We start from the raw sequence: 20,664 nt of genomic DNA on the forward strand, positions 1-20,664 counted from the left end.
CTCAGGCCTCCTTCGCGACGCTGGCGCGCGTCTTGGCAAGGTTGGCCTCGATCTCGGCCTCGCTATGGGGTTTGTCGGTATCGGTGATGCCCGCCATCAGAAGGCCCAGCTCGCGCTCGTCGGTCTCGGACGGCAGGCGCTCGCCCATGATCTTGCCGTCGAACATCACCGCGATGCGGTCGGACAGCGACATGATCTCGTCGAGCTCGACCGAGACCAGCAGCACCGCCTTGCCCGCGTCGCGCAGCGCCACGATCTGCTCGTGGATGAACTCGATCGCGCCGATATCGACGCCGCGCGTCGGCTGGCCGATCAGCAGCAGGTCGGGATTGCGCTCGATCTCGCGCGCGACCACGATCTTCTGCTGGTTGCCGCCCGAAAAGTTCTTGGCGGCGAGGTTGGGGTTGGGCGGGCGCACATCGAAGCGCTCCATCTTCGCGGCGGCGTCGGCCTTGATGGCCGCGTTGTCCATGAAGACGCCTTTGTTGAATTCGGGCCGGTCGTGATAGCCGAAGGCCACGTTCTCCCAGGCGGCGAAATCGAGGATGAGCCCCTCGTGGTGCCGGTCCTCGGGGACGTGGGCGATGCCGTTTTGGCGCCGGGTGCGCGCGTCGGATTTCGAGCCGGACAGGTCGATCTCCGTGCCGTTGAGGCGGATGCTGCCCTTGGCCTTGCGGTAGCCGCCCAGGACCTCGAGCAGCTCGGACTGGCCGTTGCCCGCGACCCCCGCGACGCCGAGGATCTCGCCCGCGCGAATTTCCAGCCCGATGCCGCGCAGCCGCTCCACGCCCTTGCTGTCGACCACCGTCAGGTTCTCGACCTCGAGGATCGTCTTGCCGGGGGTGGCGGGGGGCTTTTCGACCTGCAACAGCACCTTGCGCCCGACCATCAGCTCGGCCAGTTCGGGCGGCGAGGTCTCGGCGGTCTTGACGGTGGCGGTCATCTCGCCGCGCCGCATCACGCTCACCGTGTCGGTGCTTTCCATGATCTCGCGCAGCTTGTGGGTGATCAGGATGATCGTCTTTCCCTGGTCGCGCAGGCCGCGCAGGATGCGAAACAGGTGGTCGGCCTCGGCCGGCGTCAGCACGCCGGTGGGCTCGTCGAGAATGAGGATGTCGGCCTGCCGGTAGAGCGCCTTGAGGATCTCGACCCTCTGCTGCATGCCGACGCCGATATCCTCGATCCGCGCATCGGGGTCGATGTTGAGCTCGTATTCGGCGGCGAGATCCTTCAGCTCGCGCCGCGCCTTGGCGAGAGAGGGGCGCAGCATGCGGCCATCCTCGGCGCCCAGAACGACGTTTTCGAGCACGGTGAAGTTCTGCACCAGCTTGAAATGCTGGAACACCATGCCGATGCCGGCGCGGATCGCGGCCTGGCTGTCGGGGATCTCGGTGCGCTTGCCATTGATGAAGACCTCGCCGGAATCGGCGCGGTAGAAGCCGTAGAGGATCGACATCAGCGTCGATTTGCCGGCGCCGTTCTCGCCGATGATGCCGTGGATCGTGCCCGGCATCACCCGGATCGAGATGTCCTTGTTGGCCTGCACGGGGCCGAAGGCCTTGGAGATGTCCTTGAGCTCGATCGCGGGGGTCTGGTCGGTCATGGGATGTCCGGTCCTCAACTGCGAAACGGGGCCGCGCTTTGCGGCGCGGCCCCTCGTGTCATGCTTTGCGGGGCGATCAGAAATCGAGCGAGGGGCAGCCTTCGTCGCTCATGTAATCATGCACCTCGATCTCGCCCGAGGCGATCTTGGCCTTGGCGTCCTCGACCGCGGCGGTCATCTCCTCGGTCACCAGCGCCTCGTTGTGCTCGTCGACGGCGATGCCCACGCCCTCGTTGTTCACGCCCATGACGTTGATGCCGGTCTCGATGTCGGTGCCCGCCTCGAAGGCGTCATAGACCGCGTTGTCGACCCGCTTGACCATCGAGGTCAGCACCTTGCCCGGCTGCAGGTAGTTCTGGTTGCTGTCGACGCCGATCGACAGGATGTCCTGGTCGGCGGCGGTCTGCAGCACGCCGATGCCGGTGCCGCCCGCGGCGGCATAGATCACGTCCGCGCCCTGGGAGATCTGCGCCTGGGTCAGCTCCGAGCCCTTCACCGGGTCGTTCCAGGCGGCGGGGGTGGTGCCGGTCATGTTCGACAGAACGGTGATGTCGGGGTTCACCGCCTGCGCGCCCTGGGCATAGCCGCAGGCGAACTTGCGAATGAGCGGGATGTCCATGCCGCCGATGAAGCCGACGGTGCCGGTCTCGGAAGCCATCGCCGCCATCTGGCCGACGAGGTAGGAGCCCTCGTGCTCGTTGAAGATCACCGAGCGGACATTGGGCTGATCGACCACGCCGTCGATGATCACGAACTTGGTGTCGGGATAATCGGTGGCGATCTCTTCGAGCGGCGTCATGAAGGAGAAGCCGACGGTGACGATCGGGTTGTTGCCGGCCTCGGCGAAGCGGCGCAGCGCCTGCTCGCGCTGGGCGTCGGACTGCAGCTCGACCTCGGCGTAGGAATTGCCGGTTTCCTCGGCCCAGCGGGTCGCGCCGTTATGCGCGCTCTCGTTGAACGACTTGTCGAACTTGCCGCCCAGATCGTAGATCAGCGCCGGGTCGGCCAGGGCGGCGCCCGCCGAGAGGGCGAGGGCTGCGGTCGCGCCGAGGAATTTCGCGAGATGGGTCATCAATAGCTCCCTGTCAGGTCACGACGCGGGGTGAGGGATCACGCCGCGCCTGCCGGTCACGCGCCGGCTCATGGCAGGATAAGGCCTTGTCAGGGCCTCGGGGGTCAACTGATTTTTCCTTGATTTGCGCCAAGTCACCGCGCCGTCTGACGCTGCGTAGCCTCCGGATCGGCGTCCGGGCCGGGGGCATCGCGGCCCGATAATGCGCGCGTGAGGATCAGCGCCGCCACCGGCGCGCGCCCCTGGCGGGCGTAGTAGCCCGGCCTGCGCCCGGCCTGCGCATAGCCCCATGCGGCATAGAGCGCGCGGGCCGCCGTATTATCCTCGGCCACCTCGAGAAAGGCCATGCGCGCGCCCGCCGCATGGGCGGCGGCATGAAAGGCCGCGAGCGCGCGCCCGGCATGGCCCAAGCGGAGGTGATCGGGATGGGTCGCCAAGGTCAGGATCTCGGCCTCGTCGAGCGTCACCCGGCCCAGAACGAAGCTCGTCGCATCGCCCGAAAGGATCGTTCCGGGGGCCGAGAGCAGCCCTTCGAATTCCTCCGCGCTCCAGCCCCGTTCGCCGCGAAAGGCCGCGGCATGGGTCAGGGCCAATGCCGCGGGCGCGGTCATCCGATCAGCACGGGCGCGGGATCGCGCGGCGGCGCGGCATCGGCGGGGCGGACATAGAGCGGCGCCGGGCGCGGCTGCGGCGTCGTCGCCCGGCCTTGGGCGATCTCGGCGATGGCGCGCACCAGCGTCTCCGCATCGGGGGCGTGTGGCACCTCTCCCGCCTCGGAGGCGGGGGCAAGGCGGGGCGGCTCGGCGCCGGTTTCGGTCAGGCGCTGCAGCCAGAGATGATCGCGCGGGGCGGGCAGGGCGATGGTGACGGGGCGCGGATGGCCCAGCCCCGCCGCCTCGAAGCCGGTGACGCCGACCGCCGGGATGCCCAAGCCCAGCGCCAGGCCGCGCGCGGCCGAGACGCCGATCCTGAGCCCGGTGAAATTGCCGGGGCCGCAGCCGACGCCTATCGCCGCGAGGTCCTTGAAACCAAGGCCCTCGGCGGCCAGAAGCTCTTCGAGAAAGGGCATCAGCCGCTCGGCCTGCCCCTTGGCCATCGGCTCGATGCGGGCGACGGTCCGCCCCTCAAGACGCAGAGCGGCCGCGCAATGCGCGGCCGATGTGTCGATCGCCAGAAGCGGTGTCATCAGGCCGCGACCGGCCGCACCTCGACCACCTCGGGGATGTAGTGGCGCAGCAGGTTCTCGATGCCCATCTTGAGCGTCAGGGTCGAGGAGGGGCAACCCGCGCAGGCCCCCTGCATGTGCAGGTAGACCACGCCGCGGTCGAAGCCGTGGAAGGTGATGTCGCCGCCATCCTGCGCCACAGCCGGGCGCACGCGGGTGTCGAGCAGCTCCTTGATCTGCTCGACGATCGCGCCGTCCTCGCCGGTGTGCTCGGCATGTCCGCCCGCGGTCGCGCTGCTCGGCGTGCCGTCGTCGATCGCCGGGGCGCCGGACTGGAAATGCTCCATCACCGCGCCCAGCACGGCGGGCTTGATGTGGTCCCACTCGACGGCGTCGGTCTTGGTCACGGTGACGAAGTCCGAGCCGAGGAACACGCCCGCCACGCCGCCGGTCGAAAAGATGCGGCGCGCCAGCGGGCTGGCCTGCGCGGCCTCCTCGGAGGGAAAATCGGCCGTGCCCATCTCGAGCACGGTCTGCCCCGGCAGGAACTTCAGCGTCGCGGGGTTCGGCGTGGATTCGGTCTGGATGAACATCGGGACCACCTTTCGTTTCAGGCTCCCGATATGCGCCCTGACCGGCCCGAAGTCAAGATTTGGAACGGTTCTAAATGAACGGTCAGGTGATCGCCTCGAGCCGCTCCTTGGAGATGTCGCCCGGCACGATGGTGATCGGCACGGGCAGGCTGCCCGCCTCGCGCGTCAGCTGGCTCACCAGCGGGCCCGGCCCCTTGCGGTCGGCGCCCGCGCCGAGCACCAGGATGCCGATCTCCTCGTCCTCGCGGATCTGGGCGAGAATCTCGGGCACGGTCTCGCCCTCGCGGATCACGAGGGTGGGGTGGACGTTCTGGCGGTCGCGCATCCACTTGGCGAAGACCTCGAAATGCACCTCGATCCGCTCGCGCGCCTCGGCGCGCATGATCTCGCCCACCCCGACCCAGTGGTTGAACTCGTCGGGCGGGATCACCGACAGGATGGTGACGCCGCCGCCGGTCTTGCCCGCACGCATCGCGGCAAAGCGCATGGCGTTGAGACATTCACGGGTGTCGTCGAGGATCACGAGGAACTTGCGCATGGGGTCTTCCTATTCGGCCGCAGTCTGGCTCAGGACGGGGTGCGGCACAACGGGGCGGCGCAGGGGCGGGTCGGGGCGCAGCCGCGGCTGCGGCCGGGTCAGCGGCGGCTCGGCGCGCAGCGAGGCGGGGGCGGGGGGCACCGCGGCGCGGGCCTGCGCGCGCAGCGGGGCGCGCAACAGCGCCAACAGCAGGCGGCCGATGCGCTCACCCACGAGGATCAGCAGCTGCCCGGCCAGCAGCCAGACCAGCGCCGCCGCCCCGATGGCGAGATCCGACAGCCGCACCAGCGCCCGAAAGGCGCGGCCCTTGCCGAGAATGTCGAGCGTGGCGCGGGTCTCGGGCCCGGCGGCATCCGACAGCCGCGCCAGACGGCGCGCATCGGCGGCATCATCGACATGCTCCAGCATCAGCACCGCGTCGGTCAGGGAGGTCTTGGCCGCGACATGGCCCAGATCGGAGGCCAGCTCGCCCACCCGAGCGAGCTTCGCGGCATCCGCCACCTCGTCGATGCCGACCCGGCCCAGCGCCAGATCGTCGAGCCTGTCGGGGCGAAAGCCCACATCCGAGAGCCGGCGCAGCTCGGCGGCGAAGCCTTCGCTGACCTTGCCCATCCTGCGCGCCAGCCTGAGCGCGGTGGCGCCGACCTTCACGGTGGCGCTGGTCCCGCCGGAGGCCAGCACCAGCCCGGTCGCGCCGAGGCCCACGCCCGCCAGCGCCACCTCGATCCGGTCGATCTCCTCGCCCGCGATCGCGGCCTGGCCCGCGCGGCGCAGCGCGTTGAGATCGCCCAAGGGCGTCATCTCCACCGTGACGCCGCACATCGCAAGAAGCGCCACGCGCGGGCAGGCGGTGATGTCGGCGGCGCAGACCGCGCAATCGCGCGCCGCGGCCAGCGCCCCGGTCTCGCGCGCCTCCAGCGCCTGCATCCGGCCCAGAAGCGCGGGCGAGGGCGCGATGCCGTGCCGCGCGCCGGTGGCCGCGATCATGCGCATCGCGTCGAGATCCTCGGCCAGAAGCGCGCGGTCCATTCCGGCCACGTACCAGTCCGGCGTCACCTCGCGTGCCAGCGCCGCGCGCAGCTCCAGCGCCACGGCTTCGGTGCCGCGCTCCAGATAGGGCGCGGCAAAGGGATTCTGCGACAGCAGCAGCGCCAGCGCCAGCGCCGTCAGCCCCAGCGGCAGGACCGCCAGCAGCCGGTCGAGAAGGCGCCAGAGCCGCATTTCAGCCCGCCGTCGCCGCCCAGTCCCAGTACATCTCGCGCACCCGCTTCGTCACCGGGCCGATCTCGTAGCGGGTCTCGTCGAAGGCGGTGACCGGGGTGACCTTGTGCATGTTGCCCGACAAGAAGACCTCGTCGGCGGCGTGCACGTCCTCGAAGGACATCGTCACCTCATGCACCCTTACCCCGTCGGCTCGCAGGTTGGCGATGTGGCGCGCGCGGGTGATGCCCGCGAGGAAGGTGCCGTTGGGCACCGGCGTGAAGACCTCGCCATCCTTCACGATGAAGACGTTGGAGCTGGCGCTTTCGGCGACATTGCCGAGCGCGTCGGCCACCAGCGCGTTGCCGAAGCCCTTGGCGCGGGCCTCGGCGATCATGCGCGCATTGTTGGGGTAGAGGCAGCCCGCCTTGGCGTTGACCACCGCATCCTCCATCACGGGGCGGCGGAAGCGGGTGGTGGTCAGCGTCGTCGCGGCCTCCGGCGGGGCCATCGGGATCGCTTCGAGCGCGATGGCGAAGCCGGTCGGCCCCTGCTCGGGCAGGATGCCCAAGGGGCCGCCATCGAGCGCCCAGTACATCGGCCGGATGTAGATCGCCGCATCCTTCGGGCAGGCGGCGAGCCCTTCGCGGACGATGTCGACCATCTCCTGCGCCGAGACGGTGGGGGTGATCATCAGCGCCTTTGCCGAGGCATTGGTGCGGGCGCAGTGCTTGTCGAGATCGGGCGTCAGCCCATGCGCGTAGCGCGCCCCGTCGAACACCGTGGTGCCGAGCCATGCGCCGTGGTCCGAGGCGCGGATCACCGCGATGTCCCCCTCGTGCCAGCGCCCGTCGTGATAGGTCCGGATATCGGTGCCCGTCGCCATGCCTGTCCTCCGCTTTGGCTCGCAGGCTAGGCCAGCGGCACGAAGCGGTCGAGAGGCCTCGGGGCCGCGCGGGCCACGGGGCGTCCGGACGTTGCCGCCGCGCCTCGGATCGAGCGCGCCGCGCGGCTTGCCCGGCACGGCATCGTTGCAACAATGCGCGGCGGCGATGCCCCGGCTCGCGTCGTCGTGAGTTGATCCTCGCGCCCCGGACGCGGAAGGAGAGGCAAAACAGGCAAGGAGTTTGCATGACACAGTCCCGACGTGCCTTCATCGCCACGGCCACCGCCGGTCTCGTGACGCTCGCGGCCCCCGCCATCGCCGCCACCGGCGCGGTGCAGCGCAACGTCTCGGCGCTGCAGAAGATCGACTGGCGCGATCATTTCGACGCGCTGGGCGTCGGCGTCATCGTCGCCGACACGAGCGCGCGGGCGGTGCATTACTGGGGCGGCGACGGAGAGACCTACCGGCTCTACCCCTCGTCGGTGCCGGTCAGCCCGGAGCTGACCAAGCTCGGCTACACCGAGGTGATCCGCAAGATCGAGGGGCCGACCTGGACGCCGACGCCCTCGATGCGCGAGCGCGATCCCTCGCTGCCGCGGGTCGTGCCCGCCGGGCCCGAGAACCCGCTCGGCACCCATGCGCTCTATCTGAGCTGGCAGTATTACCGCATCCACGGCACCCACGACACCCGCAAGATCGGCCGGCCCTCCTCGGATGGCTGCATCGGTCTCTACAACGAGCACATCGCCAGGCTCTACGGGCTGGTCGAGGTCGGCACGCAGGTGCGGCTGATCTGAGATGGCGCTGAAAGGGGAGCGCATCGCTTCCCTTTCATCTTTCTTCAAATACGCATGCCGAAGGGTCGTGGCGCGCGAGAGGCCGCAGCTGCGTCCCGCCGCCGATGCCGGGTTTGCGTATTTGTGGAAAGATGAACCGGAGGGGCCGCGCAAGGCCCCTCCGCCGGGCTTCAGCGGATGAGGCCCATGATCTCGGAAGTCTTCGCCACGATCGGATCGGCGATGGCGCGGGCGCGCTCGGCACCCTTCGCCATGATCCGGTCGATCTCGGCCGGGTCGTCCATCAGCCGCGCCATCTCCGAGGAGATCGGCGCCAGCTTTTCCACCGCGAGATCGGCGAGCGCCGGTTTGAACTGGCCCCAGCCTGCGCCGCCATACTCGGCGATCACCTGTTCCGCGCTCACCCCCGACAGGCCGGCATAGATGTCCACGAGGTTCTTCGCCTCCGGGCGATCCTTCAGCTCATCGAGGCTCTCGGGCAGCGGCGCGGGGTCGGTGCGCGCCTTCTTGAACTTCTTGGCGATGGCGTCGGCATCGTCGATCATGTTGATCCGCTCCATGTCCGATTCGCCGGACTTGGACATCTTCTTGGTGCCGTCGCGCAGGTTCATCACCCGCATCGCCGGGCCCTCGATCACCGGGGTGGTGAGCGGGAAGAACTCGGTGCCGTAGTCATGGTTGAACTTGGCCGCGATGTCGCGCGTCAGCTCCACATGCTGCTTCTGGTCCTCGCCCACGGGCACGTGGGTGGCGTGGTAGGCGAGGATGTCGGCGGCCATCAGGGAGGGGTAGGCGTAGAGCCCGAGGCTCTGCTTTTCGGCGTTCTTGCCGGCCTTTTCCTTGAACTGGGTCATCCGGTTCATCCAGCCCATGCGCGCCACGCAGCTGAACAGCCAGCCCAGCTCGGCATGGGCCGCGACGCGGGACTGGTTGAACAGGATCGACTTTTCGGGGTCGATGCCCGAGGCGAGATAGCCCGCCGCCACTTCGCGCGTGGCGCGCTTGAGCTCCTCGGGGTCCTGCCAGACGGTGATGGCGTGCAGGTCCATCACGCAGAAGATCGTCTCGAAATCGCCACCCTGCATCTCGACGAAGCGCTTGATGGCCCCCAGATAGTTGCCGAGCGTCAGCCCGCCCGAGGGTTTGATGCCCGAAAAGACGCGGGGGGCGAAGGTGGTGTCGGTCATGGCGCGTGTCCTGCTGGAAACCGGGTGGCATTCCGATTAGCCATGCCCCCTGTCGAGGTCAACCGAAGGGGCGAAGATGCGACCGCAGGGATATTATCCGAGACCCGATCCGAACCACGCCCCGATGGAGGGACCCTTCGGCACGCTGCCGCCGCTGATCGTGGTGCTGGCGCTGGTCATGGCGGGGGTCGAGGCGGCGCTGTCGCTCGGCGCCACCGGGCTCGTCGGCGGGCCGCAGGCGATCGGCTGGCGCATCGGCGCGATCGAGGGCTTCGGCTTTTCGCCCGCCGTGTTCGACCGGCTTGCCATGCGCTGGGACTGGGGCCTCGCCTCGCGGCTGCTGAGCTACCCCTTCGTGCATATGAGCCTGACCCATGCGCTCTTTGCCGTGGCGCTCCTTCTGGCGCTGGGCAAGTTCGTGGGCGAGGTGCTGCACCCGCTGGCGCTCGGCCTGCTCTTGCTGGCGACGACGCTGGCGGGGGCGCTGGCCTTCGGGATGTTTGTCTCGACCAATTATCCGCTGATCGGCGCCTACCCGGCAGTCTACGGGCTGATCGGCGCCTTCACCTACCTGATGTGGCTGCAGCTGGGGCGCAACGGCGCCAATCGGCTCGCCGCCTTCCGGCTGATCGGGGTGCTGCTGGGGCTGCAGCTGGTGTTCGGCCTGATGTTCGGCGCCGACCCCGCATGGGTGGCCGACGCCGCCGGTTTCATCGCCGGGATCGCGCTGTCGCCGCTTCTGGCGCCGGGTGGCGCGCGCGGCTTTCTGGCGCGGATGCGAACGCGCTAGCGCCGCACCGCGCGGCGGAACTCGGCCAGCCGGAACGCGCCCAGAAGCTGGCCGAAGCCGAAATAGGCCGCCATGCCGATCGCCACGAGCAGCGCCAGCGCCGCGTAGCGGATCATGGGCGTGGCAAGGAACGGGCCGAGCAGCGCCGCGCCGCCGAAAAGCACCACGCCCATCAGCGCCGAGGCGCCGCAGATCCGCCACAGCCGGCGGCGGAAGCGGTCGTCCCATTCGGCCGCCGCCCCCATGGCGCGCGAGCCGCGCCACAACAGCCAGACCATGGCCCAGCCCGCCAGCGTCGTGCCCAGCGCTGCGGCGATGAAGCCGATCACCGGGGCAAGCCCGATCGCCACCACCGCGTTGACCAGCATCGCCACGAGCGCGTAGCGAAACGGGCTCCTGGTGTCCTCGCGCGCGAAGAACAGCGGCTGCAGCGCCTTTTGCAGCACGAAGGCGGGCAGGCCGAGGCCGTAGACCGCCACGGTGAGCGCGGTGGCCATGGTGTCGTCGGTGGTGAAGGCGCCGCGCTCGAACAGCACCGAGACCAGCGGCACGGGGATCACCACGAGCGCCACGGCGGCGGGGATGGTGAGCGCGAGGCTCATCTCGGCGGCGCGGTTGAAGGCATCGCGCCCGCCCGCCTCGTCGCCCGCGCGCAGGCGGCGCGACAGGTCCGGCAGGAGCACCACGCCCACGGCGATGCCGACCACGCCGAGGGGCAGCTGGTAGAGCCGGTCGGCATAGTTGAGCCAGGCCACGGCCCCTTCGAAGAAGCTCGCCACCTGCCGGCCCACCAGCAGGTTGATCTGCACCACGCCGCCCGCGAGGGCTGCGGGCGCGGCGATGGCGGCGAGCTTCTTCAACTCGGGCGTCATGCGGGGCCGGGTGAGGCGCAGGTGAAAGCCCGCGCGCTTCGCGGCGATCCAGACGAGGGCGAGCTGCGCCAGCCCCGCCAACGGCACCGCCGCGGCCAGCGTATCGCCGACGCGCAGCCCCAGCGCATGGTCGAGCCCCAGCCCGAGGCTTTCGGAGGGATCGCGCCCCAAGGCCGCGCCGACCAGCACGGCGGCGATGAAGATGACGTTGAGCAGCACCGGCGCCGCGGCGGCGGCCATGAAGCGGCCTGTGGCGTTGAGCACGCCCGAGACCAGCGCGGCGAGCGAGATGAACAGGATGTAGGGAAAGGCCAGACGGCCATATTCCACCGCAAGATCGAAGCGCTCGTCCTCGGCAAAGCCCGAGGCCATGGCAAAGACCAGTGCGGGCATGGCAAGGATGCCGATCACGGTGAAGAGGGTGAGCAGGAAGGCCATGCCCGCGAAGGCCTCCTGCGCGAAGCGCTCGGGATCCTCGTCCGCCTCGACCTTCTTGGAGAACATCGGCACGAAGGCCATGTTGAACGCGCCCTCGGCAAAGAAGCGGCGGAACATGTTGGGCAGGGAGAAGGCCACGAGGAAGGCCTCGGCCACCGGGCCCGCGCCCAGATAGCCCGCGATCATGATGTCGCGCGCGAAGCCGAAGACGCGGGAGAGCAGGGTCCAGATGCCGACGGTGAGAAAGCCCTGCACGAGGCGGATGGGCTTCAAGACACGGCCCTCCGCGCGCCCGCTTCGATCGCTTCGCGCAGCCGGCGCTCGAGCGCGCGCTGCTTGGTCTCAGAATGGTATTTCAATCCGAACATGTCCTTGACGTAGAAGGTATCGACCGCCTGCTCCCCATAGGTCGCGATGACGGCGGAGGAAATATAGACGTTTGCCGCGGCCAGCGTGCGGGTCAGGTCGAACAGGAGGCCGGGCCGGTCGCGGGTGTCGACCTCGATGATGGTGAAGATCTCCGAGCCCTCGTTGTCGAAGGCGATCGAGGTCGGCACGCGGAAGGCGCGCTCGCGCTTGCGGATCTTGTCGCGGTCCTTGATCGCGTCGCGCGTCACCACCTCTCCGCGTAGCGTCTTGCCGATCATCTGTTCGAGCCGGGGCAGGCGGCTTTCCTCGTAGGGGTGGCCCTCGGCGTCCTGGATCCAGAAGACGGCGGTGCAGAGCCCGTCCTTGGCGGTATAGGTGCGCGCATCGACGATATTGGCCCCCACCAGCGCCAGCGCGCCGGTGAGCCGCGAGAACAGCCCCGGATGATCGGTGGTGGCAAAGCTCGCCCGCGTCGCGTCGCGGTCGGCGTCGGGCATGAGATCGATGCGGATCTCGTCCGCCCCGAGGCCCCGCAGCAGATGCGCGAAGGTCACGTGGCTGTCGAGCGGCAGGCCCTGCCAGTAGGGGCCGTAATGCCGGTTGATCTCGGCCCGCCGCTCCGGCTGCGGCCAGTCCGCCAGCGCCGCGCGCAGCGCCTTCTTGGCCTCGGCCTCGCGCGCGCCGCGGTTGAGATCCTCGAGCCCGGTGGCGAGCGCCTCCTCGGTGGCGGTGTAGAGGCTGCGCAGCAGCATCGCCTTCCAGTTGTTCCAGGTGCCGGGGCCGACGCCGCGGATGTCGCAGACGGTGAGCACGCACAGAAGGTCGAGCCGCTCCTTGGTCTTTACCGCGCGGGCAAAGCCGCGCACGGTGCGCGGCTCGGAGATGTCGCGCTTTTGCGCCATGTCCGACATCAGCAGGTGATGGCGCACCAGCCACTCGACCGTCTCGCTGTCCTTGCGGCCCAGCCCGAGCCGCGGGGCGACCCGGCGCGCGATCTGCGCGCCCAGCACCGAATGATCCTCGTCGCGGCCCTTGCCGATGTCGTGCAGGAGCAGCGCGACATAGAGCACCCGGCGGTTCACCCCGGCCTTGAGGATCGAGGAGGCCACGGGCAGCTCCTCGATCAGTTCCTCGCGCTCGATCTGCGCGAGGGTGGAGATGCACTGGATGGTGTGCTCGTCGACCGTGTAGTGGTGATACATGTTGAACTGCATCATCGCGACGATCGGCGCGAATTCGGGCAGGAAGGCCGCCAGAACGCCCAGCTCGTTCATCCGCCTGAGCGCGCGCTCGGGGTTGCCGCGCTTGACCATCAGGTCGAGGAAGATGCGATTGGCCTCGCGGTCCTCGCGCAGCCGCGCGTCGATCAGGTGCAGATTGGCGGCAATGAGCCGCATCGCGTCCGGGTGCAGCAGATGGCCGGTGCGCAGGCTTTCGTCGAAGATCCGAAGCAGGTTCACCGGATCGGCGAGGAAGGCCGCCTCGTCGGCCACGTCGAGCCGGTTGTGCACGATGCGGTAGGGCGGGCGGGCGCGTTTGCGCCGCGCCAGAAGCCGCGTCAGCACCGGCTCGGATTTCAGATGCGTGGCCTCCTGCGCGGTCAGGAAGATGCGCGTCAGCTCGCCCACGCGGGTGGCGTGGCGGAAATAGTCCTGCATGAAATGCTCGACCGCGCGCCGCCCGCCGCCATCGAGATAGCCCATCCGCTCGGCCAGCTCGACCTGCAGATCGAAGGTGAGCTGGTCCATCGCCCGGTTGGTGACGAGATGCAGGTGGCAGCGCACCGCCCAGAGGAAATCCTCGGCCCGCACGAATTCGGCGTATTCCTCCTCGGTGAAGACGCCATGCTCCACCAGCTCGGCCGCATCCTGCACGCCGTAGACGTATTTGCCGATCCAGTAGAGCGATTGCAGGTCCCTCAGCCCGCCCTTGCCCTCCTTGACGTTGGGCTCGACCACGTAGCGCTGCCCGCCCTGCTTGAGGTGGCGCGCATCGCGCTCGGCCAGCTTGGCGGCGATGAATTCGGGCGCGGTGGAGGAAAACAGCTCGGCCCAGAGCCGCTCGCGCAGGCTGGCGGCGAGCGCCGTGTCCCCGGCAAGGCGGCGGCATTCGATCAGCGAGGTGCGGATCGTGAAATCCTCCTTCGCCAGGCGCAGGCAGTCCTTCACGGTGCGGCTCGCATGGCCGACCTTCAGCTTGAGGTCCCACAGCATGTAGAGCATCGATTCGATGACGCTCTCGGCCCAGGGGGTGATCTTCCACGGCGTGAGAAACAGGAGGTCCACGTCGGAATGCGGCGCCATCTCGCCGCGCCCATAGCCGCCCACGGCCATGAGCGAAAGCCGCTCGCCCTCGGTCGGGTTGTGCAGCGGGTGCATCTCGCGGGCCATGTCGAAGCAGGTGGTGACGATCCGGTCGGTGAGCCAGGCATGGGCGCGGGTCACCGGGCGGGCGGCGAAGGGCCTGGTGGCAAAGCCGCGGGCGATGGCGTCGCGTCCCGCGCGGCGGGCCTGCGACAGGACGGCGACGACGGCGCGCCTCGTGGCCATCGGGTCGGCTGCCTCCGCGCGCGCCGCGCGCAGCGCCTCGGCCACGGCCTCGGCGTCGAAAATGTCGCGCGCCGGAAGGATCAGATCCTCCGGCGCGTCGGTCGTGTCGGGCTTTTCGTGAGGCGCGGTCCTAGAAACCGGCGCGGCCGAAGCTTGTGGGAGCAGCGTCAAGGATAACCACCTGGTTGTTGCGGATCGTGGCGACCGCCAGGCCGCGCTGGTTGGTGCCGTTGGAGAGCAGGCGGAAGATGCCCGAAGTGCCCTTGAAGCCCTGGCTCTGGACCAGCGCATTGCGGGTCAGCGCGTCGGCCCGTCCGGTGGCGGCCAGCGCGCCGATGGCGGCGATGCCGTCATAGGCAAGGCCCGCCAGCGGGTGCGGCTGCGCGCCGTAGGTGGCCGCATAGCGCTGCTCGAAGGCGCGGCTGCGGGCGGTGTCGGGCACGGCGAAGAGGCCGTTCTGCAGCCCCGGCAGCGCCAGCGCCTGCGGCGCCGCGTCCCAGCGGGTCAGACCCATCATCCGCGCCTGCTGCGGCGTGATCCCGGCCTCGTTGAGCGCGGTGGCGAGGATCGGCAGGTCGGCGTTGACGCCCGCCGTGGTGAAGACGCCGGTGGCGCCGGTGCCGCGCACCGTCTCTGCCACGCGCGGCGCGGCCGATTGCACGCCCGCCTGGCTCAGCTCATAGGCCTGGGTGCCGGCGACGGCCCCGCCGGAGCTGTTGACGGCGTTGACGATCGCATCGCGGCCGATCGCGCCCTGCAAATCGTTGCCATAGGCCACGACGTAGCGGTCGATGCCGTTGGCGCGGCCATATTGCACCAGCCGCGTCGCGGTGTTGGAGAAGGTCGGCCCGAGGATGAAGACATTGCCGCCCGCGATGGTCGGGTTGTTCGAGAAGGCCAGCACGTTGACGCCCGCATCGGCCGCGGCGACGCCGGCGGCGTTGGCGGCCTCGGCGTAGAGCGGCCCGAGGATGATCTGCGCGCCCTCGGCGACGGCGGTGCTGGCGGCCTGCGCGGCGCGGGTCGGATTGCCGGCGGTCGGATAGACGGTCATGTCGATCTCGACATCGCCCAGATCGGCGATCGCAAGCCGGGCGGCGTTCTCGAGATTGGTGGCGAGCAGCTGATCGGCGCCCGCATTCGAGCCCGCGGGCACCAGAAGCGCCACCTTGACGGGCGCGCCGGGGGTGACGCGCTGGGCCTCGGAGACCGGGCCCGACGCGACCATGGGCTGGCAGGCGGCGAGCCAGAGCATCGAGAACAGGGCGAGAAGTCGGGCCGCGGCCTTGCGGGGCTGCGTCAAACGGGCGATCATGGGCATCACTTTCTCCGGCACAAGCGCGGGGCAGGTTCGCAACCAATCATAAACCGGGGCGGGCAGGGGTCCAGTGACGAATTTCGAAACCAGACCGGTCGCGCCGGGGCTGCACTTTGTGGCGACTCCGATCGGGACCGCGCGCGACATCACGCTGCGCGCGCTCGACCTTCTGGCCGGCGCCGACGCGCTGGCCGCCGAAGACACGCGCACGCTGCGCAAGCTCATGGAAATCCACGGCGTTCCGCTGAACGGGCGGCTGCTTCTGGCCTATCACGACCATTCGGGCGCGCAGGACCGCGCGCGGATACTCGCGGTGCTCGAATCCGGGGGCTCGGTGGCCTATGTCTCCGAGGCCGGCACGCCGCTCGTCGCCGATCCGGGCTATGCGCTGGGCCGCGCCGCCATCGCGGGGGGGCACAAGGTTCTCGCCGCGCCGGGCGCCTCTGCGGTGCTCGCGGCGCTGGCGGTTTCGGGGCTGCCGACCGACCGCTTCGCCTTCGCGGGCTTCCTGCCGCCCGCCAAGACCCAGCGCGAGACCGAGATCGCGGCGCTCAGATCGCTGTCCTTCACGCTGGTGCTCTATGAAAGCCCCAAGCGCGTTCATGACTTGTTAGCTTCCTTGCGCGATGTTCTGGGAGGAGAACGGCAAGTGGCGTTGTGCCGCGAACTCACCAAGCGGTTCGAGGAGGTGATCCGCGGCACGACGTCGGAGGTCTGCGAGGCCATCGCGGGGCGCACGCTCAAGGGCGAGATCGTCGTGCTCGTGGGCCGCGCCGAAACAGAGGAGGTCAGCGGCGACGATCTGGAAACCGCGCTGCGCGATGCGATGCGCACGATGCGCATGAAGGACGCGGCGACGGCCGTGGCGGGCGCGCTGGGCCTGCCGCGGCGCGAGGTCTATCAGGCGGCGCTGGCGCTGGAAAAGAGGCCGGACGATGCAGATGGAGATGGCTCTTGAAGGCGGCGGCCCGCTGACGGCACGGCGGAGAAAACGGCGCGGTTCGGCTGCCGAGGCGACCGGCACGGCGCCGCAGCTTTGCCTCGATCTTTCACCGGCAGGCCGGCTGCCGCGGCCGGCCCGGGCCACGCCTCCCGCGATGGCTGAACCCGACGCCCCGCCGCCATCGACAGGCGCGCCCGGGCTTCGGGCCGAACGCGGCCGCCGGGGCTATCTCTCCGGCATCGCCGCCGAGGACAGCGTCGCGCGGCATTATGCGCGGAAGGGCCGGGTCATCGAGGCCCGGCGCTGGCGCGGCCCGGGCGGCGAGATCGACCTGATCGCGCGCGAGGGCGCGCGTCTCGTCTTTGTCGAGGTCAAGGCCAGCCGCAGCTTCGACGCCGCCGTCGCGCGCCTCACCCGCCGCCAGATCGCGCGCATCCGCCGTTCGGCCGAGGCCTATTGCGGCGAAGCGCCCGAGGGGCTTCTGACCGAAATGCGTTTCGATCTCGCGCTCGTGGATGGGCGCGGTGCGGTGCATGTGATGGAAAACGCCTTCGACGGCGGCTGATCCGGCGGCTCATGTGCGTCCGGGCGCAGGCCCGGCGCATTGCGGCGGCGGCGCAGTTGCGTCATGGATCGGAAAACGCGTTCCCAGCCAAAGGCCGCCCCCATGCCCAAGCCCCTCAAGGTCGCTCTGCAGATGGACCCGATCGCCAGCGTCGATATCGACGGCGACACCACCTTCCGCATCGGGGAGGAGGCGCAGGCGCGCGGTCACGAGCTGTTCTACTACACGCCCGACCGGCTCGCCTTTCAGGAGGGCCGGGTGACGGCGCGCGGCTGGCCGCTGGAGCTGCGCCGCGAAAAGGGCAACCATTACAGCCTCGGCGAGGAGCAGGAGGTCGATCTTTCGACCATGGACGTGGTCTGGCTGCGACAGGACCCGCCCTTCGACATGGGCTACATCACCACGACCCACCTGCTCGACATGATCCACCCCGGCACGCTGGTGGTGAACGATCCCTTCTGGGTGCGCAATTACCCCGAAAAGCTCCTGGTGCTGGAATTCGCGGATCTCACCCCGCCCACCGCCATCGCGCGCGACCTCGCGACGCTGCGCTCCTTCCGCGACAGGCATGGCGACATCATCCTCAAGCCGCTCTACGGCAATGGCGGGGCGGGGGTGTTCAAGCTGCACAGCGAGGACGGCAACCTCGCCTCGCTGCACGAGATGTTCTCGGGCATCAACCGTGAGCCGCTGATCGTGCAGAAGTTCCTGCCCGCCGTGACCCGCGGCGACAAGCGCGTGCTTCTGGTCGATGGCGAGCCGGTCGGCGCGATCAACCGCGTCCCGACCAAGGGCGAGACCCGCTCGAACATGCATGTCGGCGGGCGGGCCGAAAAGGTCGAGCTGACCGCGCGCGACCGCGAGATCTGCGCCAGGATCGGCCCGCTCCTGAAGGAAAAGGGCCAGATCCTCGTCGGCATCGACGTGATCGGCGATTGGCTGACCGAGATCAACGTGACCTCGCCCACCGGCATCCAAGAGCTGGAGCGTTTCGACGGCATCAACGTCGCGGCGAAGATCTGGGAGGCGATCGAGGCAAAGCGCGGCTAGCGCGCCACGCGCGGCGCGGATCACGCATCGCGCCCCAGCGCGAGGCGGTAGCCCACCGCCTCGGCCACATGGCCGCGCCGGACCGTTTCCGATCCGTCCAGATCGGCGATGGTCCGCGCCACCCGCAGCACCCGGTGATAACCGCGCGCCGAAAGCCCGAACCGCTCGGCCACGCGCAGCAGCAATTTGCGGCCCTCGGCATCGGGCGCCGCGATCTCTTCGAGCAGTTGCCCTTCGGCATCGGCGTTGACCCGCGCCCCGGTCTCGGCAAAGCGCGCCGTCTGGATCTCGCGCGCCGCCGCGACACGAAGCGCGACCTCCGCCGAGCCTTCGGGCGGCTCGGGCAGGTCGAGATCGGTGAAGGCCACGGGCGGCACCTCCACCCGCAGGTCGATGCGGTCCATCAGCGGGCCGGAGATCCGCCCGAGATATTCCTCGCTGCAGCCCGGCGCGCGGGCGCAGGCGCGGGCCGGGTCCGAAAGATAGCCGCAGCGGCAGGGGTTGGCCGCGGCGATCAGCAGGAAGCGGCAAGGATAGCGCAGATGCGCATTGGCGCGCGCGACCACGACCTCGCCGGTCTCGATCGGCTGGCGCAGGGTTTCGAGCACGCTGCGCGAAAATTCGGGCAGCTCGTCCATGAACAGCACGCCGTTATGCGCAAGGCTGATCTCGCCGGGCTTGGCCCCCCGGCCTCCCCCCGCGATGGCCGCGATCGAGGCGGTGTGATGCGGCTCGCGAAAAGGCCGCGCCCGGCTGATGCCGCCATCGGTCAAAAGCCCCGAGACCGAGTGGATCATCGAGGTTTCCAGCGCCTCGACCGGCGAAAGCGGCGGCAGGATGCCGGGCAGGCGCGCCGCCAGCATCGACTTGCCCGAGCCGGGCGTGCCGACCAGCAGCAGGTGATGCCGCCCGGCGGCGGCGATCTCCAGCGCCCGCTTGGCCCGCTCCTGTCCCTTCACGTCGCGCAGGTCGCGCGCGGCGGCGTCGGGGGCGGCGAGGCCCGGCTGCGCGGGGGCGATGACCTGCTGCCCGGTGAAATGCCGGATCGCGCGCGCCAGCGTCGGCGCCGCGATCACCTCCACCGCCTCGACCCAGGCCGCCTCCGCGCCGCAGGCGGCGGGGCAGAGCAGGCGGCGGTCCTCCTCGGCGGCGGCCATGGCCGCGGGCAGCGCGCCGATGACGGGCACCAGGTCGCCCGAAAGCGACAGCTCGCCCAGCGCCACCGTGGCCGCGACATCCTCCTCGGGCAGAACCTCGATCGCGGCGAGCAGCGCCAGCGCGATCGGCAGGTCGAAATGCGAGCCCTCCTTGGGCAGGTCGGCGGGCGACAGGTTCACCGTCACCCGCTTGGACGGCAGCGCGATGGAAAGCGCCGAGAGCGCCGCGCGCACCCGCTCGCGCGCCTCGCTCACCGCCTTGTCGGGCAGGCCGACGATGGTGAAGCCGGGCATCCCGGCGGTCACGGCGCATTGCACCTCGACCAGCCGCGCCTCGACCCCTTCGAAGGCCACCGTATAGGCCCGCGCCACCATGCTCGCATCCTCCCCGCCCCGAAGGCTGGCAGGGCAGGGGTTTAGGAAAGGTTAACCCCGGGCTCAGGGCAGGCTGTTGATCTCGGCGGCGCGCCAGCCCTCCGGCCCGCGCGTGATCCGGGTGAGCGAGAGCGGTTCGATCCTGTGGCCGAAGGCCTCATGCGCGCTGCAGCCGAGCGCGCGTTGCAGCTGCGTCAGGATCACCCCGAAATGCACGACCACGATCAGGTCGCCCCCCGTCCAGAGCCGGTCGATCGCCGCGTCGCAGCGGGCGCGCAGCGCGTTCCAGCTTTCGCCGCCCGGCGGGGCCACCTCTCCGGGGCGATCCCAGAAATCGCGGATCAGCGCCGGGCTTTCGGCCTCGATCTCGTCGTGGCGCATCAGCTCCCACGCGCCGAAATGGATCTCGCGCAGATCGGGCTCATGCGGCAGGCGGGGCCGCGCGCCCGTTACCGCATCGGCGGTGCGCACCGCGCGGTCGAGGCTCGAGGAGACCACCGGCGCTTGCGGCAGTCGCGCCGCGAGGCGGGCGAGGGCGGCGCTGTCCGAGAGGTCGGCAGGCAGGTCGGACCAGCCGCACATCCCCTTGGCATGGGTCGGCCCGTGCCGGATCAGCCACAGCGCGCTCATGGCATCTGCCCCTTGAGCGCGAAGGGCAGCCCCGCCATCACGCCGATCACCGTGTCGGCCCGTGCGGCGAGGCGGCGGTTGAAGCCGCCCTGCACCGCGCGAAACCGCCGCGCCAGCGCGTTGTCGGGCACGATCCCGGCGCCGACCTCGTTCGAGACGATCACCACCGGCGCGGCGCAGTCTTCGAGCGCGGCGAAGAGGCGCGCGGTCTCGGCGTCGATGTCGGCCTCGGCCAGCAGCAGGTTCGACAGCCACAGCGTCGCGCAGTCGATCAGCACGATATCGCCATCCGAGAGGCCGGAAATGGCCGATCCGGGGTCGTGCGGCGCCTCGATCGTGTGCCAGCCCGGCCCGCGCGTGGCGCGGTGGCGGGCGATCTTGTCGCGCATCTCCGCGTCGAAAGCCTGCGCCGTCGCGACATAGACCCGCCGTCCGCCGGCCTTTTGCACAAGGCTTTCGGCAATGTCCGACTTGCCCGAGGCGGCGCCGCCTAGAACCAGCGTCAATTTCTGCAAGACCATCGGGGAAACTTTCTGAGCGATCGCGGCGTTAATGGGTCAGCAAGGT

At 69.8% G+C, this 20,664-nt stretch carries 20 protein-coding genes; 5 read left to right on the forward strand and 15 right to left on the reverse strand.

The features are described from left to right. Position 1: 1 nt before the first annotated feature. The 8 genes from CJ301_RS05190 to CJ301_RS05225 form a co-directional block, all read right to left on the reverse strand. Positions 2–1,603 (reverse strand): ABC transporter ATP-binding protein, encoded by a 1,602-nt coding sequence (locus CJ301_RS05190; RefSeq protein ID WP_099274982.1) that lies wholly within the window; start codon positions 1,601–1,603, stop codon positions 2–4. Positions 1,604–1,679: 76 nt separating this feature from the next. Beyond that, positions 1,680–2,675, reverse strand: a complete 996-nt coding sequence (locus CJ301_RS05195) for a BMP family lipoprotein (protein WP_099274984.1) — start codon at positions 2,673–2,675, stop codon at positions 1,680–1,682. A 134-nt stretch (positions 2,676–2,809) separates the two neighbouring features. Continuing rightward, the gene (locus tag CJ301_RS05200; RefSeq protein ID WP_099274986.1) at positions 2,810–3,286 is read right to left on the reverse strand and encodes a GNAT family N-acetyltransferase; all 477 of its coding nucleotides are present in this window, start codon (positions 3,284–3,286) and stop codon (positions 2,810–2,812) included. Further along, on the reverse strand, positions 3,283–3,861 hold the full coding sequence (gene tsaB, locus CJ301_RS05205; protein WP_099274988.1) for a tRNA (adenosine(37)-N6)-threonylcarbamoyltransferase complex dimerization subunit type 1 TsaB: 579 nt from the start codon (positions 3,859–3,861) through the stop codon (positions 3,283–3,285). The genes CJ301_RS05200 and tsaB overlap by 4 nt, the downstream gene beginning before the upstream one ends. After that, positions 3,861–4,433 (reverse strand): NifU family protein, encoded by a 573-nt coding sequence (locus CJ301_RS05210; RefSeq protein WP_099274991.1) that lies wholly within the window; start codon positions 4,431–4,433, stop codon positions 3,861–3,863. Before CJ301_RS05210 ends, tsaB begins: the two co-directional genes overlap by 1 nt. Before the next feature lie 82 nt (positions 4,434–4,515). Next, on the reverse strand, positions 4,516–4,971 hold the full coding sequence (locus CJ301_RS05215) for a universal stress protein (protein WP_099274993.1): 456 nt from the start codon (positions 4,969–4,971) through the stop codon (positions 4,516–4,518). Positions 4,972–4,980: 9 nt separating this feature from the next. Next, the gene (locus CJ301_RS05220) at positions 4,981–6,192 is read right to left on the reverse strand and encodes a hypothetical protein (protein ID WP_099274995.1); all 1,212 of its coding nucleotides are present in this window, start codon (positions 6,190–6,192) and stop codon (positions 4,981–4,983) included. 1 nt (position 6,193) lies between these two features. Then, the gene (locus CJ301_RS05225) at positions 6,194–7,057 is read right to left on the reverse strand and encodes a branched-chain amino acid aminotransferase (RefSeq protein ID WP_099274997.1); all 864 of its coding nucleotides are present in this window, start codon (positions 7,055–7,057) and stop codon (positions 6,194–6,196) included. Between the two features lie 245 nt (positions 7,058–7,302). On the opposite strand from CJ301_RS05225, the gene CJ301_RS05230 reads away from it, so the two are divergent. After that, positions 7,303–7,854: a L,D-transpeptidase gene (locus CJ301_RS05230; protein ID WP_099274999.1), complete on the forward strand. Its 552-nt coding sequence runs from the start codon at positions 7,303–7,305 to the stop codon at positions 7,852–7,854. A 170-nt stretch (positions 7,855–8,024) separates the two neighbouring features. Here the strand turns inward: CJ301_RS05230 and trpS are convergent, their stop codons facing one another. After that, the gene (trpS, locus tag CJ301_RS05235; RefSeq protein ID WP_099275001.1) at positions 8,025–9,041 is read right to left on the reverse strand and encodes a tryptophan--tRNA ligase; all 1,017 of its coding nucleotides are present in this window, start codon (positions 9,039–9,041) and stop codon (positions 8,025–8,027) included. A gap of 124 nt (positions 9,042–9,165) precedes the next feature. On the opposite strand from trpS, the gene CJ301_RS05240 reads away from it, so the two are divergent. After that, a complete protein-coding gene (locus tag CJ301_RS05240) occupies positions 9,166–9,831 on the forward strand; it encodes a rhomboid family intramembrane serine protease (RefSeq protein ID WP_254050077.1) in 666 nt (221 codons plus the stop codon). On the opposite strand, the gene murJ is transcribed toward CJ301_RS05240, so the two are convergent. From murJ to CJ301_RS05255, 3 genes are read right to left on the reverse strand one after another with little or no spacing between them, the layout of a single operon-like run. Then, entirely contained in the window at positions 9,828–11,414 is a 1,587-nt protein-coding gene (murJ, locus tag CJ301_RS05245; protein WP_099275005.1) for a murein biosynthesis integral membrane protein MurJ, read from the reverse strand. The two genes, CJ301_RS05240 and murJ, sit on opposite strands and share 4 nt — an antisense overlap. Beyond that, positions 11,411–14,230, reverse strand: a complete 2,820-nt coding sequence (locus CJ301_RS05250; protein WP_437438407.1) for a [protein-PII] uridylyltransferase — start codon at positions 14,228–14,230, stop codon at positions 11,411–11,413. The genes murJ and CJ301_RS05250 overlap by 4 nt, the downstream gene beginning before the upstream one ends. Beyond that, entirely contained in the window at positions 14,190–15,374 is a 1,185-nt protein-coding gene (locus CJ301_RS05255) for a penicillin-binding protein activator (protein ID WP_173812328.1), read from the reverse strand. Before CJ301_RS05255 ends, CJ301_RS05250 begins: the two co-directional genes overlap by 41 nt. Positions 15,375–15,483: 109 nt before the next feature. Between CJ301_RS05255 and rsmI the strand changes: the two genes are divergently transcribed. From rsmI to gshB, 3 genes are all read left to right on the forward strand, one after another. Next, positions 15,484–16,335, forward strand: coding sequence for a 16S rRNA (cytidine(1402)-2'-O)-methyltransferase (rsmI, locus tag CJ301_RS05260; RefSeq protein WP_099275226.1), 852 nt, complete (start codon positions 15,484–15,486; stop codon positions 16,333–16,335). A gap of 139 nt (positions 16,336–16,474) precedes the next feature. Further along, positions 16,475–16,885 carry a YraN family protein gene (locus CJ301_RS05265; protein ID WP_099275228.1) on the forward strand — a complete coding sequence of 137 codons (411 nt, stop codon included), beginning with the start codon at positions 16,475–16,477 and terminating at the stop codon, positions 16,883–16,885. A gap of 102 nt (positions 16,886–16,987) precedes the next feature. Then, the gene (gshB, locus tag CJ301_RS05270; RefSeq protein ID WP_099275009.1) at positions 16,988–17,935 is read left to right on the forward strand and encodes a glutathione synthase; all 948 of its coding nucleotides are present in this window, start codon (positions 16,988–16,990) and stop codon (positions 17,933–17,935) included. A gap of 20 nt (positions 17,936–17,955) precedes the next feature. Here the strand turns inward: gshB and CJ301_RS05275 are convergent, their stop codons facing one another. From CJ301_RS05275 to cobU, 3 genes are all read right to left on the reverse strand, one after another. After that, complete coding sequence (locus CJ301_RS05275) at positions 17,956–19,467, reverse strand: YifB family Mg chelatase-like AAA ATPase (RefSeq protein WP_099275011.1); 1,512 nt, start codon at positions 19,465–19,467, stop codon at positions 17,956–17,958. Positions 19,468–19,530: 63 nt separating this feature from the next. Next, positions 19,531–20,097, reverse strand: coding sequence for a histidine phosphatase family protein (locus CJ301_RS05280; RefSeq protein ID WP_099275013.1), 567 nt, complete (start codon positions 20,095–20,097; stop codon positions 19,531–19,533). Then, positions 20,094–20,618 carry a bifunctional adenosylcobinamide kinase/adenosylcobinamide-phosphate guanylyltransferase gene (gene cobU, locus CJ301_RS05285; protein ID WP_099275015.1) on the reverse strand — a complete coding sequence of 175 codons (525 nt, stop codon included), beginning with the start codon at positions 20,616–20,618 and terminating at the stop codon, positions 20,094–20,096. The genes CJ301_RS05280 and cobU overlap by 4 nt, the downstream gene beginning before the upstream one ends. Positions 20,619–20,664: the final 46 nt, after the last annotated feature.

This window comes from Limimaricola cinnabarinus (assembly GCF_002723615.1).
Lineage (GTDB): Bacteria > Pseudomonadota > Alphaproteobacteria > Rhodobacterales > Rhodobacteraceae > Limimaricola > Limimaricola cinnabarinus_B.